Source organism: Oryzihumus sp. JJN4-3R (assembly GCF_057747915.1).
The window spans coordinates 3,921,643-3,935,372 of sequence record NZ_CM173229.1 but is presented as its reverse complement, the minus strand read 5'-3'; the positions used below and the strand labels follow the sequence as shown (position 1 = coordinate 3,935,372).

12 protein-coding genes are annotated in these 13,730 nt (G+C 72.9%); 3 read left to right on the top strand and 9 right to left on the bottom strand.

Going from position 1 to position 13,730, the window contains the following annotated elements:
• Window positions 1-68 precede the first annotated feature (68 nt).
• The 3 genes from AC3ANM_RS18770 to AC3ANM_RS18760 all read right to left on the bottom strand — a co-directional run bounded on the left by AC3ANM_RS18770 (window position 69) and on the right by AC3ANM_RS18760 (window position 3,467).
• Window positions 69-530, bottom strand: coding sequence for a hypothetical protein (locus tag AC3ANM_RS18770; RefSeq protein ID WP_488285932.1), 462 nt, complete (start codon window positions 528-530; stop codon window positions 69-71).
• A complete protein-coding gene (locus AC3ANM_RS18765) occupies window positions 527-2,614 on the bottom strand; it encodes a CARDB domain-containing protein (RefSeq protein ID WP_488285931.1) in 2,088 nt (695 codons plus the stop codon). The genes AC3ANM_RS18770 and AC3ANM_RS18765 overlap by 4 nt, the downstream gene beginning before the upstream one ends.
• A 274-nt stretch (window positions 2,615-2,888) precedes the next feature.
• A complete protein-coding gene (locus AC3ANM_RS18760; protein WP_488285930.1) occupies window positions 2,889-3,467 on the bottom strand; it encodes a YdeI/OmpD-associated family protein in 579 nt (192 codons plus the stop codon).
• 71 nt (window positions 3,468-3,538) lie between these two features.
• On the opposite strand from AC3ANM_RS18760, the gene AC3ANM_RS18755 reads away from it, so the two are divergent.
• Window positions 3,539-4,555, top strand: a complete 1,017-nt coding sequence (locus AC3ANM_RS18755) for an aldo/keto reductase family protein (protein WP_488285929.1) — start codon at window positions 3,539-3,541, stop codon at window positions 4,553-4,555.
• 114 nt (window positions 4,556-4,669) lie between these two features.
• On the opposite strand, the gene AC3ANM_RS18750 is transcribed toward AC3ANM_RS18755, so the two are convergent.
• The 6 genes from AC3ANM_RS18750 to dusB form a co-directional block, all read right to left on the bottom strand.
• Window positions 4,670-5,248, bottom strand: coding sequence for a thymidine kinase (locus AC3ANM_RS18750; protein ID WP_488285928.1), 579 nt, complete (start codon window positions 5,246-5,248; stop codon window positions 4,670-4,672).
• A 199-nt stretch (window positions 5,249-5,447) separates the two neighbouring features.
• Entirely contained in the window at window positions 5,448-6,674 is a 1,227-nt protein-coding gene (locus AC3ANM_RS18745; RefSeq protein ID WP_488285927.1) for an HNH endonuclease signature motif containing protein, read from the bottom strand.
• Window positions 6,675-6,787: 113 nt separating this feature from the next.
• Window positions 6,788-7,372, bottom strand: coding sequence for an ATP-binding protein (locus AC3ANM_RS18740; RefSeq protein ID WP_488285926.1), 585 nt, complete (start codon window positions 7,370-7,372; stop codon window positions 6,788-6,790).
• Window positions 7,373-7,397: 25 nt separating this feature from the next.
• A complete protein-coding gene (locus AC3ANM_RS18735; protein WP_488285925.1) occupies window positions 7,398-7,826 on the bottom strand; it encodes a hypothetical protein in 429 nt (142 codons plus the stop codon).
• A gap of 150 nt (window positions 7,827-7,976) precedes the next feature.
• Window positions 7,977-8,252, bottom strand: coding sequence for a DUF2277 domain-containing protein (locus AC3ANM_RS18730; protein ID WP_488285924.1), 276 nt, complete (start codon window positions 8,250-8,252; stop codon window positions 7,977-7,979).
• A gap of 65 nt (window positions 8,253-8,317) precedes the next feature.
• Window positions 8,318-9,496 carry a tRNA dihydrouridine synthase DusB gene (gene dusB / locus AC3ANM_RS18725; protein ID WP_488285923.1) on the bottom strand — a complete coding sequence of 393 codons (1,179 nt, stop codon included), beginning with the start codon at window positions 9,494-9,496 and terminating at the stop codon, window positions 8,318-8,320.
• A 102-nt stretch (window positions 9,497-9,598) separates the two neighbouring features.
• Between dusB and AC3ANM_RS18720 the strand changes: the two genes are divergently transcribed.
• Together AC3ANM_RS18720 and AC3ANM_RS18715 are read left to right on the top strand one after the other, a co-directional pair.
• Window positions 9,599-12,217: a cation-translocating P-type ATPase gene (locus AC3ANM_RS18720; RefSeq protein WP_488285922.1), complete on the top strand. Its 2,619-nt coding sequence runs from the start codon at window positions 9,599-9,601 to the stop codon at window positions 12,215-12,217.
• On the top strand, window positions 12,214-13,707 hold the full coding sequence (locus tag AC3ANM_RS18715; protein WP_488285921.1) for a peptide ligase PGM1-related protein: 1,494 nt from the start codon (window positions 12,214-12,216) through the stop codon (window positions 13,705-13,707). Before AC3ANM_RS18720 ends, AC3ANM_RS18715 begins: the two co-directional genes overlap by 4 nt.
• The last annotated feature ends 23 nt before the right edge of the window (window positions 13,708-13,730 follow it).

The following is a 13,730-nucleotide window of genomic DNA, read 5'->3' as shown; positions in this document are numbered from 1 at the left end:
CAGGGCACGCACGAGGGCCCCGGAGCGAGCTCCGGGGCCCTCGCGGCGATCTCCCTGCCGGCTGGGCCCTACGAGCCCGCCGAGGCCGTCACCAGGGAGACCGCCGTGTTTCCGGCGCAGGAGTCCATGGCGCGAATCGCCCACCGGCCCTTCATGCCGTTGCCGGCGAAGTTGGACTCCGCGTCGGCCTCCTCCACCTCCCCCTCGGAGAGCGTCCAGCCCCCGGAGGAGAAACGTGCCTGCATCGCCGCCAGCGTGGGCTTGAACGGTTGTGGTGACACCGCGGTGAGCACCGTACGGCCCCCGTCGCGCTGTTCCACCTTCGTGACGACCACGTCCTGGGGCAGCGCCGCGGAGGCCGGGAAGTCCGTGGGCAGCGCCACCGCCTTCGCGTCCTTGGCGCAGACGGCCATCTGGTCGGCGACGGCCTCGGTGGCCTTCTGCTCGGCGCTCTCGCAGCCGCTGAGGGCGCCACCGACCATCACCGCCGCCAGGGCGACGGCGAGGCCTCCGGCCCTGCCACCCGTCACGACGTCACCGTCGTGGACCGCTTGTTGTCCCCCTCGTCGGACTCCTGGACCGTGTTGGCGGGGTCGGCCACCACCAGGACGGTGTGCGTCCCCTTGGCCAGCTTCAGCCCGGCGAACGTGACTGTCCGGCTCGCCCCGGCGCCCAGGTCGCTCGCCGTCGACGTCGAGACGACCTTGCCGTCGACCAGGAGCTGGAGCGTCGCCCCCTTGGCGACGGCGGCGCCGGTGTTGGCCAGCGTCGCAGTCGGGACGTACAGCCCACTCGCCCTGCTCACCGACAACGCGCTCGGGGTGAGGTTGGGCTGGGGGTCGTTCGCGGCATACAGCGTCTTGCCACTCTGCTGGCGGGCGATCGTCGCGTAGGCGTCGAAGTTCTGCGCCCCACCCGGTGCCGCGCAGGCGCCGGTGCAGCCGTCGGCGTAGCCGACCAGCACGCGACCGTCCTTGTCGACGGTGGCGTCCATGAAGTCCAGCAGGTTGCGGTCGTTGCCGCAGGTGGTGCCGCCGGTGCAGATCGACCCGCGCTGCACCGGGTCGGTGGGCGTGGTGTCGACCGTGACCCAGGACTTGCCGCCGTCGTACGTCGTGGAGACGTAGAGGTGCCAGTCGCCGTGGAAGTTCGTGGCGTCCTGGTAGTTGCCGGCCGTCGTGGTGCCGATGAAGGCGAACGAGGCCCGGTCGTCGTCACCGGCGACCACGGCGGGGAAGACGGTGTTGTGGATGCCCAGGCTCGCGCCGACGTTCTGGTCGTCGGTCCACGTCTTGCCCTTGTCCCGGCTCACGGCGACCCGCGGCGTGCCGTCGGCCGCCTGGTAGCCCATGTAGACCGTGCCGTTGGCGCCGATGCCGACGCTGGGGTCGGAGTCTCCGGGGGTGCTGGCCGGGTCGGTGCGGACCGACCACGTGGTGCCGCCGTCCTCGGAGACCGCCACGCCCTGGTTGCTGCCGCAGCCCTTGTTGGGCACGTAGACCGTGCCGTCCGGGGCGACCTTGACGTGCCCGTGCAGGCCGCCGCAGTCGAGCAGGGAGTACATCGGGACGGCCGGGCCGAAGGTCGTGCCGCCGTCGTGGCTGGAGGCACAGCTGGCGTCTGCGACGTCCTGGCTGCAGTAGTAGACCGCCCGGGGGTAGCTGCTCGTCGGGAGCGAGCCGACCGAGCCCGCAGGCCACGCACCACCGCCCACGGTCTGGTGGTCCACGCCCGAGTTGATGCCGCCGCCCTGGCTCGGTGACCACGTCTTGCCGTCGTCGTCGGAGAAGCACATCAGCGAGGTCTTGCCGGCCAGCTGGCTCTCGAAGACACGGCCGGTCACCGGGTCGGTGAAGCCGATCGGGTCCAGCGAGGCGGTGCCGCCGGTCGGACAGCCGTTGGCGGCCGTGGCCGACACGTTGCTCCAGCTCACCTTCGACGGGGTCACGCTGTCATCCCAGGTGGCCTTGTAGGTGTCGTAGAGCGCCTGGTAGAAGGTCGCCCCGGTCTTGTGGCTGTTGCCGATCGACGGCTCGCCGGCGCTGTGCGCCTGCGGGTACGACTCCGGCGCGCCGTACTGGCTGAAGGTCGGCGGGGTGTCGGTGCCCGGCGGCGGGTTGGCCGGGATGTCAGTCAGTGCCGCAGTCCCGGTGACCGACTCCCCCAGCGGGTTGAACGGCACGACGCGCACCGTGTAGTCGCCGGTCGTGGGCGGCACCTGGATGACCTCGGGGTCGGCGTTGGAGGCCGAGGACCCGACGACGGTGCCCGCCTTGTCGAGCAGGTAGACGTCGAAGTCGGCCGCCGTGTTGGCCCACCCGACCTTGACCGTGAGCTGGTGGGTGTTGCCGTAGCCGGACGGGGTGCTGACGTGCAGCGCGTAGTCGTCGCACAGGCCCGGCCCGCAGGACACGTCGCCGGCCGTGCCGGTGACGTTCGGTGCGGCGAAGGGACCGGCGGTCCACTGGGTCGAGGGCGCCGTGTCCGACACCGAGCCCTCGGACGGGGTGGCGGCCAGCGCCTTGGCGCCGGCACCGGCGACCAGGATGAGTGCGGCCGTGGCCGCCAGGCTGATGCCGCGCCTGCGGCGTACTGCGAACGAACCAACCGACATGCGAGGAGCTCCCTCGAGGGCGGGGGGACGGCACTTGCGCCGTCCACGCGGCTGACGGGCCGGAGCGGCCTCGTTGCCCGGGGAACGAGGCGGCCACCTCGGGCGTTACGGCCACCTGCCATCTCTTGACCTGAGATGTCGGCGTCAGCCGGGCCGCCCGAGCGTGCGCGACGCCTCGGCGACTCTGTCCGCGGCCCTTGCGCGCGCCTCTTCCCTTCGGCTGCGATGGGCGGCCGGCCGACCGCAGGCGGCGGCTGCTCGGGAGCCCGACGCCTCAGTAGCTGAGCGGCTTGATGGGGCGCCCGGCGGAGCAGTCGGCCACGAGGTGGGCGATGCGGCGGTCCCGGGTCTCCTGCCGCTTGGCCGACAGCACCCAGTTCGTCGCCGGGCGGCGGTAGGACGGCGGCCGGGAGTCCCACCACGCCTGGGCCGCCGGGTCGGCGGCCAGCAGCGCGGCATACTCCGGAGGCAGGTCCGCCGGCTGCCGCTCGTAGGAGTAGACCGGCTCCTCCCGCACGGCCCGGCGCCGGTACGCCGCAAGGCCCGCCTCCGCCACGAGTCCCGCCGCGATGAGCTCCTCGATCCGGGCGAGGTTGACCGCGCTCCAGATGCTCGTGGGCCGCCGGGGCGTGAAGCGGATCCGGTAGCGGTCGTCGTCGATGCGCTGGCGCAGGCCGTCGATCCAGCCGAAGCACAGCGCCTCGTCGACCGACTCCGGCCAGGTCAGCGACGGCTCCCGCGTGTGGCGCTTGTGGAAACCGACCCAGAGCTCATCCGCCGTGGCGTGGTGCGCCTCGAGCCAGGCACGCCAGGGCTGCGGTGCGGCGAAGAACGTGGCGGGACGGTCCGGCATACCGGCATTGTCACCACAGCCACCGACAGGGCGGGCGCACCGCGCCCGTGCCCCCTGCCTAGTCTCAGGTCATGCACTTCAGGAACCTCGGCAGCAGCGGGCTGCGCATCTCGGAGATCGCCTACGGCAACTGGCTCACCCACGGCTCGCAGGTCGAGGAGGATCAGGCGCTGGCGTGCGTGCGGCAGGCGCTGGAGGAGGGCATCACGACCTTCGACACCGCGGACACCTACGCCGACACCGCGGCCGAGACGGTGCTGGGCCGGGCGCTGGCCGGAGTGAAGCGCGAGGAGGTGGAGGTCCTCACCAAGGTCTACTTCCCCGCCGGTGGCCGTGGGCCCAACGCGCACGGCCTGTCGCGCAAGCACATCCACGAGTCGATCAACGGCTCGCTGGAGCGGCTCGGGACCGACTACGTCGACGTCTACCAGGCCCACCGTTATGACGACATGACGCCGCTGGAGGAGACGATGGAGGCCTTCGCCGACGTTGTCCGCCAAGGCAAGGCGCTCTACATCGGCGTCTCGGAGTGGAACGCCGAGCAGCTGCGCGAGGGTCACCGCCTTGCCCGCGAGCTGCACATCCCGTTCGTGTCCAGCCAGCCGCAGTACTCCATGATCTGGCGCGTCATCGAGGCCGAGGTGGTCCCCACGTCGAAGGCGCTCGGGATCGGCCAGATCGTGTGGTCGCCGCTGGCCCAGGGCGTGCTGACCGGCAAGTACGTGCCCGGCCAGGCACCGCCGGCGGGTTCGCGCGCCACCGACGACAAGGGCGGCGCCGACATGGTCGGTCGCTGGCTGGCCGACGACGTGCTCCTCGACCGGGTGCAGCGGCTGCGGCCCCTGGCCGAGCAGGCCGGCCTGACCATGGCCCAGCTCGGCGTGGCGTGGGTGCTGCAGAACGACAACGTCTCCGCCGCGATCATCGGCGCCTCGCGCCCGGAGCAGGTCACCGAGAACGCGAAGGCCTCCGGGGTGCGCCTCGAGGCCGACCTCATGGCCGCGATCGACGAGGTCCTCGACGGCTCGGTCGAGCGCGACCCGGGCCAGACCCGGATGCCGCGACGCGCGGAGTTCCCGATCCGCTGACCCCGGCAGCCCCACCTCCGGTATGCCGCCCCCTCACCCGCGGGGGCGGCTCACCGGAGCGGTCGGTTGGCGTGGGTCCGCGTCGATCCTGGGTTCGTCGACGATGCCGTGGCGTCAGTCGGTCGGGAAGATGAAGCAGGACCGGCAGCGCGCCTCGTAGCTGAAGGTGCCGTCGTCCGGCAGCGGCGTCGACGGCGCGAGCCGGGTGGTGAAGGCACGGTCGCGGTCGAGCACCTGCGTGTAGACGGCGCGGAACTCGCGGCAGACGTCGCACACGGCGCGGCGGTGGGTCACGACCTGCGGGCCGAGCTCGAACAGCGCCCGAACCGGCGCGAACAGCTCGCCTCGGTGGTCCAGGTCGATGCCGGTCGCGACGACGCGGGTCCCGCGCTCGATCAGGGTGCCCAGCACCTCCACGTCGGCGACGTCGAACATGTGGATCTCGTCCACGCCGACGACGTCGACGTCGTCGTCCAGCAGCGGCTCGAGCGTCATGGTCTTGGTCGTCACCAGGCTGCTCCCGCTGCGGGAGGTGACCTTGTCGTCGCGCTGGTGCCGCGCCGACTGGTAGACGCGGTGCGTGACGTCGGAGTACGCCAGCGGCGAGAGCAGGCTGATGAGCTCCAGCGACTTACCGCTCTTCATCGGGCCGACGATCACCGTGAGGTCGCTCAGGCCGTTCGTCGTGGGCATCCGCCGGGTGGGACGGGTTGCCGGACGGGCGGCCAGACCTGGCAATGACTGCTGTGAGACGCCGATGGACACGAGGCGACATCCTGCCATCCCGGGCGTTGCGTAGTCCGTCGACTCCCGGAGGTCGGCAGCGGATCGCGAGTGTTATGGGCACATGCCGCGGGCCCGGCCGTCTCCGACCGGGCACGGGGCGGGGTCGTCATAGATGCCAGGTCACCCCGGCGTCGGTGACCGTGGCGGTCAACCCTCGCTGGTGCACGATCGTGTGGTGCCGCCCGCAGAGCAGGGCGGCGTTGCGCCGGTCGGTGGGTCCGCCGTCGACCCAGTGGATGACGTGGTGCCCGTCGCACCACCACGGCGGGACCGTGCACCCCGGGATCGTGCACCCTTGGTCGCGCAGCCACAGGTACCTCAGCTGCGCCGGGGTGAAGAGCCGCCTGGTCCTTCCCAGGTCCAGGATCTCGCCGTCGGCGCCCAGCACCACCGGGATGATCCCCGCGTCGCAGGCGATCCGCCGGACCGTCTCCGGGGCCAACAGGGTCCCGTTGCCCAGCACCGTCCCGGCGCCACAGGCGTCCCGAAGCTTCTCGTGGTCCATCGTCACGTAGACCATGGCCTTGGGCTGGGCCGAGATGTCCTCCCCGGCCGCCGCCGACCGACGGCACACCTCGACCAGCGCGTCCCCGCGCCGCTGGTCGCTGCTGCGCAGGTCCGAAACACCCTCAGCCGGCTGCGGCGCGGACAACGGCCCGATCGCCGCCTCCAGCACGCTCGCCCCCTCGGGGTCCAGGCGCAGCAGGTACTCCACCATCCCGTCACCGGCCCGCCCCGGCGACAGCGAGACGCCGTGCTTGAGCCGGTCCTGGCGGACCTGGAACTCACGGTCCCGCCCGTAGGTGGCGATGATCTGCTCCCGCAACGCCCGGACCTCCCGCGGACCGTCGGTCTCGGCCACATGGAGGAACCCCTCCCACACCGTCGGCACCGCCGCCGGCGTCAGGCGGGGCGCGAGCTTGTGCATCTCGGCCAGCGCCACCGCCGCCCCGCGCACCCCGACCCGCCCGGACAGCACGCACGCGCGGAGGCGCTGCACGCTGCCGTGGTCGAGCACCTGACCGGCCACGACCGGGCGCCCGATACACGCCTGCGCGACGCTGACCAGGTCCCTGACCCCACCGGACCGGTAGGACGGCGCCCACTCCAGCACCCACGCCGTCGCCGACGCGCACGACGAGACCACCTCACCCCGCTCCAGAGCCTCGCCCAGCACCGCCACCTTGGCGGCCTCCACCCGACGCGACAGCGCATCCAAGGCACCGAAAGCCGGACCGAGGGCAGCCCCCTGGCACTGGTGCAGCACGTCCTCGAGCCCGGCCAGGGTTGACTCGGCCACCTCCACGGCGGCCATCCGGTCGACGAAAGACACCGCGGGCACGCCACCAGACCCGCTGGCCGCGGCCCCGTGACGACGATCCCCCTGATGCATGATTCGAACATACATTCGACCACCGACACAGGTGGTTCAGATGGTCCTTGGTGTCAGGCGACCGACGGAGGCCAGCGATGCCTGCGCCAGCCCTCCCACGTCGCGAATCCGGCCGGCGGGCAGTCGATGGGTTCACTGCCGTCGAGCTCCCCTGGTGTCGGGACGCTGATGATGGCAGCCCACTCGTCGAGCTCCTCGTCGGACATGCGCCACGTCGTGTGCGGCGCTTCGGCCTGGCGCCGGTCAAGTCGTCTCCGCTGCTCGGTCTGCGGGAGCTCGAAGTAGCGCATCTCCACCGCCGCGCCGAGGGCGGCGGCTGCCTGCCGTAGCGCGGAGCGCTCGTCTCGACCCCAGAGACCGAAGTCGATGACGACGTTGATGCCGAGCTCGAGGGCGCGCAGCCCGATCTCGATGAGCCGCCCTTCGATCACGTCCGAGGCCGACGGCGGGTTCTCGAGCCCGTAGAGGGCCTTGACCCACTCGTCCTTCGTGAGGCGAAGAGCCTTCTCCTCGACCTCGATACGCCGCGCTTCTGTGGTCTTCCCCGTGCCTGGCAGTCCAACGGTCAGGAAGAGAGTCGGTCGTGTCATTCGCTTCCCCATCTGAGCGGTCGCGTCATCATCGCTGACCTCGCTCATGCCGCATTCAGCGCGCCTGCAGCCCTCACGCGGGACCGGCTCGGCACGAGCCGCTGGTTCCGCTTTCCTCCGCCAGCGCCTTCAGGTTCAACAGTTGCCGCCGGGCCATGACCAGGTCACCGACCGACAGCGCGGGAGCGAGGAACCGGCTGGTCGGCATGACGACCTTGAGCAGCAGCCGGGTCCTCTCCTGACCCGTCGTGACCAGGAGGTAGGACATGAAGACCCCCATGATCGTGGCCGTCAGCTGGTGCCCGGTCTCGACCGACAGGATCCGTCCGAGCCGGCGCCCGGCGCTGATCGTGAACGGCTCGCCCACCCGTGGCTCGGCCAGCCCCACCAGGTGACGGGGCGACCGGCGACCGCCGTTGTCGATCCAGTCGTAGGAGTACGGTGCGGCCCGCACCTGCGTCAGCCACGGCCACACGGCGGCGGGGGCCGCCTCGACGGTCACGCCCCGCCAAGCCTGAAGCGCCGGCGAGGACACGAACCTGTCACAGGGGTAGGGCATGGTGGTCTCGCCGGCGACCACACCCCACCTGTCCCCGATCACAACACCAACCCAGGGGTCACTGTCTCAGCCGCTGTCGAGCCCGGCCGCCCCCTAGGCGGGCGTGCCGAACCGGGCCGCATTGCGCGCCCGTGCCCGCGCCGCCTCGACCTCACGGTCCCGCGGCGCGGCCTGGGTCACGAGGTCCTCGAGCAGGTGCTGGGTGATGTGGGCGACCTCGGCCACCGCCGCCTCGAAGGTCGACGCGTTGGCCGCCGACGGCTTGGTCATGCCGCTGACCTTGCGCACGTACTGCAGCGCGGCGGCATGCACCTCGTCACTCGTGGCGGGCGGCTCGAAGTTGTGCAGCGTCCTGATGTTCCGGCACATGCTCCGACCTTGCCACGCCGAGGGCCGTCGGTCAGCCCGTTCGCCCCGCCCCTTTCGTGTGAGGCTCAGCCGCCCGAGACCGACATCTCGGCCTGCGCCACGGCCTCCGCGGCCGCCCCGGTCAGCTCACGGCTCTCCAGCCACCCCTCGGGCAGGGCGACGTTGCGCGGCGAACCGGCCCGGCCACGCTGCCCCTCCGCCGGCTCCCCCGGCCACTCCTGGTCGAGGTCCAGCGTGCCGATCAGCTCGTCAAGGGCGTCAAGGGAGTCGACGAGCGCGAGGTGGTGCCGGACGTGCTGCCCGGCGCGGAAACCCTTGAGGTACCACGCGATGTGCTTGCGGATGTCGCGGCACGCCTTGAGCTCGGAGTCGTAGAACTCCGCGAGGTATGCCGTGTGCCGCCTCATCGTGTCGGTCACCTCACGCAGGGTCGGGCGCACCCGCGCCTGCGTCCCGGCGAAGGCAGCGGCGAGGTCGGTGAACAGCCACGGCCGCCCCAGGCAGCCCCGACCGACGACCACGCCGTCGCACCCGGTCTGCTCCACCATCGCGAGCGCGTCCTCGGCCGACCAGATGTCCCCGTTGCCCAGCACGGGGATCGAGGTGACCACGTCCTTCAGCGCCCGGATCGCCGGCCAGTCGGCCTGCCCGGAGTAGGCCTGCGACGCCGTGCGCGCATGCAGCGCCACGGCGGCCACACCCTCGCCCTCGGCGATCCGGCCGGCCTCGAGGAACGTCAGGTGGTCCGTGTCGATGCCCTTGCGCATCTTGATGGTGACCGGCACGTCATACGGGCTGGCCTCCTGGACCGCCCCGCTGACGATGGCCCGGAACAGCTCGGTCTTCCACGGCAGGGCCGCTCCCCCACCCTTGCGGGTCACCTTGGGCACCGGGCAGCCGAAGTTGAGGTCGATGTGGTCGGCACGGTCCTCGGTCACCAGCATCCGCACCGCCGCCCGCACCGTGGCCGGGTCGACGCCGTAGAGCTGGATCGAGCGCGGGTTCTCCTCCGCGTCGTGCTGGATCAGCCGCATCGACTCCGGCGTGCGCTCCACCAGCGCCCGCGAGGTGATCATCTCGCTGACGTAGAGCGAGGTCCCACCGCTCGCGCCGGTGCCGACGTCGCCGTACTCCCGGCACAGCCGCCGGAACGCGCGGTTGGTGATTCCGGCCATCGGGGCGAGCACGACGGGCGACTCGATGGTGTGGCGGCCGATCTGCAAGGGCTTGAGGACTGCGGTCATGGTGGCCCGATTCTCTCAGGCCCGCGGCGACAGGCCGAACGGACGTGCCCGCGAGGAGGAACGTCCCTTCCGCCCCACCTGTATGCCGCGCAGCATGTGAGCGTGACCGTCACCGCTCCGCCCGGTGGGCTCGGACTCACCCGCGCCGAGGCGGCGGCCCGGCTGGCCCGCGACGGGCCGAACACCCTGCCACCGCCACGCCGCGCGCACCCGTTGCTGCTGCTGGGCGCCCAGATGGTGCACTTCTTCGCCCTGATGCTCTGGGGCGCTGCCGCGCTGGCGGTCATCGCCGGCATGCCCACCCTCGGCGTCGCCATCGCCGTCGTGGTGCTGCTCAACGGCGCCTTCTCCTTCGTGCAGGAGTACCGCGCGGACCGGGCCACCGACCGCCTGCGCGACCTGATGCCGGTGCACGCGACGGTGCGACGCGACGGCCACCCCGTCGTGGTGCCCGCCGCCGGGCTCGTGGTCGGCGACGTGGTGCTGCTCGATGCGGGCGACCGGGTCAGCGCCGACCTCGCGCTCGTCGAGGACGGCCGGGTCCGGGTGGACGAGTCGATGCTGACCGGTGAGAGCGCGCCGGTTGGCGCCACCGCCGGGGACCGCGTCCATGCGGGCACCTTCGTCGTCGAGGGCCAGGCCACGGCACAGGTCGTGGCCACCGGGGCCCGGACCCGACTGGCAGCCATCGCCACGGCGACCGCGCAGGCCCGCCGGCCGCGGAGCCCCCTCGCCGCCCAGCTCCACCGTGTCGTCCGGCTGGTCGCGCTCATCGCGGTCGCGGTCGGCTCCGCCTTCTTCCTCGTCGCCCTGGGTCTGGGCGAGGCCGGACGCGACAGCTTCCTCTTCGCCATCGGCGTCACCGTGGCCCTCGTCCCCGAGGGGCTGCTGCCCACCGTCACGCTCTCGCTGGCGCGCGGGGCGCAGCGGATGGCCCATCGCGCGGCCCTGGTGCGCCACCTCGAGGCCGTCGAGACGCTGGGATCGACGACGTTCATCTGCACCGACAAGACCGGCACGCTCACCCGCGGGCAGATGGCGGTGGTCGAGGTCTGGACCCCCGCCGGGACGGTCCGGGTGGAGGGCGAGGGCTACCAGCCCGACGGCCGCCTGCTGGGCACCCCCGCCGCGGTGGCTGCGGCGCAGCGGGCGGGCGACAGCGCCGCCCGCTGCTCCCCCGACGCACACGCCGCGCAGACCGAGGGGCAGTGGCGACCCGTCGGGGACCCGATGGACGTCGCCCTGCACGTCCTCGCTACCCGCGCCGGCGCGCCGGACCGACCGCCCCCGCTGCTCCGGCACCCGTTCGACCCGCGCCGCCGGCGCTCCTCGGTCGTCGACCACGACGGGTCGCACGTGCTGGGCTCCCCCGACGTCGTCCTCGACCGCTGCCTCGACAGCCCTGCCGGCGCCGAGGCGGCCGTCGAGGCGCTCAGCGCGCGCGGGCTGCGCGTGCTCGCGGTGGCCCACCGCCCACCGGGCCTGCCGGACGACACGGCCGAGCGCGCGGAGCGCGACCTGCACCTGCTCGGCCTCGTCGGGCTCGAGGACCCTCCCCGACCCGACGTCGGGGAGGCCATCGCGCGGTGCCGCGCGGCCGGCATACGGCTGGCGATGGTGACCGGGGACCACCCACGGACCGCGGCGGCCATCGCGACCGAGGTCGGCCTGGCGGCCGAGAGCGCCCCCGTGCTGCACGGGCGCGACCTGCCACCCGACGACGACGCCCTGGCGGAGCTGATCGACCGCGACGGCATCGTCCTCGCCCGGGTGACCCCCGAGGACAAGCTGCGCATCGCCCGCGCCCTGCAGTCGCGGGGGCACGTCGTGGCGATGACCGGCGACGGCGTCAACGACGGCCCGGCCCTGCGCGCCGCCGACATCGGGGTCGCGATGGGCGCCTCCGGCACCGACGTCGCGAGGGAGGCGGCAGACGTCGTCCTGCTCGACGACCACTTCGCCACGATCGTCGCGGCCGTGGAGCTGGGCCGGGCCACGTTCACCAACATCCGCCGGTTCCTGACCTACCACCTGACGGACAACGTCGCCGAGCTCGCGCCGTTCGCGGTGTGGGCGCTCTCCGGCGGCCGGATCCCGTTGGCGCTCACTGTGCTCCAGGTCCTCGCCCTTGACATCGGCACCGACCTGCTGCCGGCCCTGGCCCTCGGCGCCGAGCCCCCGGGCCCGCGGGTGATGGTCGGCCGGCTGCGGCTGGGCGCGCTCATGGACGGCCCGGTCGCCCGGCGCGCCCTGCTGGTCCTCGGCCCGACCGAGGCCCTGGTCTCGATGCTCACCTTCCTCCTCGTCCTCGGGGTCGGGGGCTGGTCGCCGGGCGAGACCCCCGCGGCGAGCCTGCTCGGCCAGGCCTCCGGGGCCGCGTTCGCGGCGGTCGTCCTGGGCCAGCTCGCCAACGCGTTCGCCTGCCGCAGCGAGGGGCGGTGGGTCGGCCGGGTGGGCGTGCGCGGCAACCCGCTCCTGCTGTATGCCGTGGCCTCCGAGGTCGCGATGCTGCTCGTCTTCGTCGGTGCCCCTCCCCTGCAGGACCTGCTGGGTGGACACTGGCCGGGAGCCTTCGGCTGGTCCATGGCGGCGCTGGCGATCCCGGCGGTCATCCTGGTCGACGCCCTCCACAAGGCGTGGCGCGCCCGTCACAAGCGCCGGCCCGCCCGCCCCGTCCCCTCCGCCCGCCCTGTCACCACCACGCGGAGCAGTGCGCCATGAAGACCTTCACCCAGCTGCAGGCCGGCCTCGGGCCCGCCCTGGCCGCGAACCGGGAGGGCTCGGGCACGCCCCATGTCGTCATCGCCCTGCCGTCCTACAGCGCCAGCGCCTCGCTGCTGGAGCACTACGGAGACCGCATCCTGGCCCTGGAGCACCGCTACCTGCTGGGCACGCTGATGACCCACCGGCTGGAGCACGTCGACCTGGCCCTGCTGAGCTCCATCGCGCCGACGGGTGACGTGCTGGCCTACCACCGGGCGCTCGGCCCGCGACCGCAGGCGTGGAGCGCGGGCACCCACGTCCTCGCCCTCGAGGACCCCTCGCCGGGCAGCCTCGCCGAGAAGGTCCTCGCCCGCCCGGACGTCCTCGACCGGCTGTGCCGGATGATCGGGGACCGACCGGCGTTCATCGAGCCGTGGAACGTCACCGAGCACGAGGTCGCGGTCGCCGAGCGCCTCCAGGTCCCGGTCAACGGCATGGACCCCTCCCTCTGGCACCTCGGCTTCAAGAGCGCGGGGCGGCGGCTGTTCGCCCGCGCCGGGGTGCCGCACCCCGCCGGGGTCGAGGGGGTCCGCTCCGCGTCCGATGTGCTGCGCGCCATCGACGCGGTGCGCGCTGCCCGGCCCTACGCCTCGGCGGTCGTGGTCAAGCACGACGACAGCTACGCCGGCGACGGCAACATCGTGGTCAACCTGCTGGACGGCCCCGGGCCGGCCGCGCGCGAGGTGCTGCGCCGCCGGGTCACCGCCCTGCCGGAGCCGTACCTGGCCGAGCTGCGCAAGGGCGGGATCGTCGAGGAGCTGGTCACCGGGACCGAGGTGACGACGCCCAGCGCCCAGATCGACCTGCTGCCGGACGGGCGGGTCGACGTGCTGGCCACGCACGAGCAGGTCGTCGGTGGTGTCAACGGGCAGGTCTTCCTCGGCTGCCGGTTCCCCGCCGAGCCGCACCACGCCGGCGAGGTCGCGCGCCACGCCCGCGCCGTGGGCGAGCAGCTCGTGGCCGCCGGCGCCATCGGCCGGGTCTCGGTCGACTTCATCGCCACCCGTGACGCCTTCGGGGTCGGCCAGGTCATGGCGCTCGAGGTGAACCTGCGCAAGGGCGGCACCACCCACCCGTATGCCGCCCTGCGCAACCTCGTGCCGGGGCACTACGACGAGGTGGGCGGCCAGTGGGTCAGCGCCGCCGACGGCTCGCCGCGTGCCTACGTCTGCACCGACAACCTGCTCGACGCGTCATGGGTGGGGCTCTCCTCGCAGCGGGTGATCGAGGCGGTGGACCGCGCCGGGCTCCAGCTCGACCACCGCACCGGGGTCGGCGTCGTCCTGCACATGCTCTCCGGGCTGGCCATCGACGGCCGGATCGGCCTGACCGCCATCGGCCTCGATGCCGCGCACGCCCAACGCCTGCACGACGCCGCGTGCCGGGTCATCGCGGCGACGGCTGCCGAGGTGACGCACCAGCGGCGCCTGGCCGGGCTGACCCCCTGACCCCTCTCCCGGCACCCTGGCCG

Coding starts and splice junctions, on each gene's coding strand:
- AC3ANM_RS18765 (WP_488285931.1), bottom strand. CDS start 2,614: ATGTCGGTTGGTTCGTTCGCAGTACGCCGCAGGCGCGGCATCAGCCTG.
- AC3ANM_RS18760 (WP_488285930.1), bottom strand. CDS start 3,467: ATGCCGGACCGTCCCGCCACGTTCTTCGCCGCACCGCAGCCCTGGCGT.
- AC3ANM_RS18755 (WP_488285929.1), top strand. CDS start 3,539: ATGCACTTCAGGAACCTCGGCAGCAGCGGGCTGCGCATCTCGGAGATC.
- AC3ANM_RS18750 (WP_488285928.1), bottom strand. CDS start 5,248: ATGCCCACGACGAACGGCCTGAGCGACCTCACGGTGATCGTCGGCCCG.
- AC3ANM_RS18740 (WP_488285926.1), bottom strand. CDS start 7,372: ATGAGCGAGGTCAGCGATGATGACGCGACCGCTCAGATGGGGAAGCGA.
- AC3ANM_RS18730 (WP_488285924.1), bottom strand. CDS start 8,252: ATGTGCCGGAACATCAGGACGCTGCACAACTTCGAGCCGCCCGCCACG.
- dusB (WP_488285923.1), bottom strand. CDS start 9,496: ATGACCGCAGTCCTCAAGCCCTTGCAGATCGGCCGCCACACCATCGAG.
- AC3ANM_RS18715 (WP_488285921.1), top strand. CDS start 12,214: ATGAAGACCTTCACCCAGCTGCAGGCCGGCCTCGGGCCCGCCCTGGCC.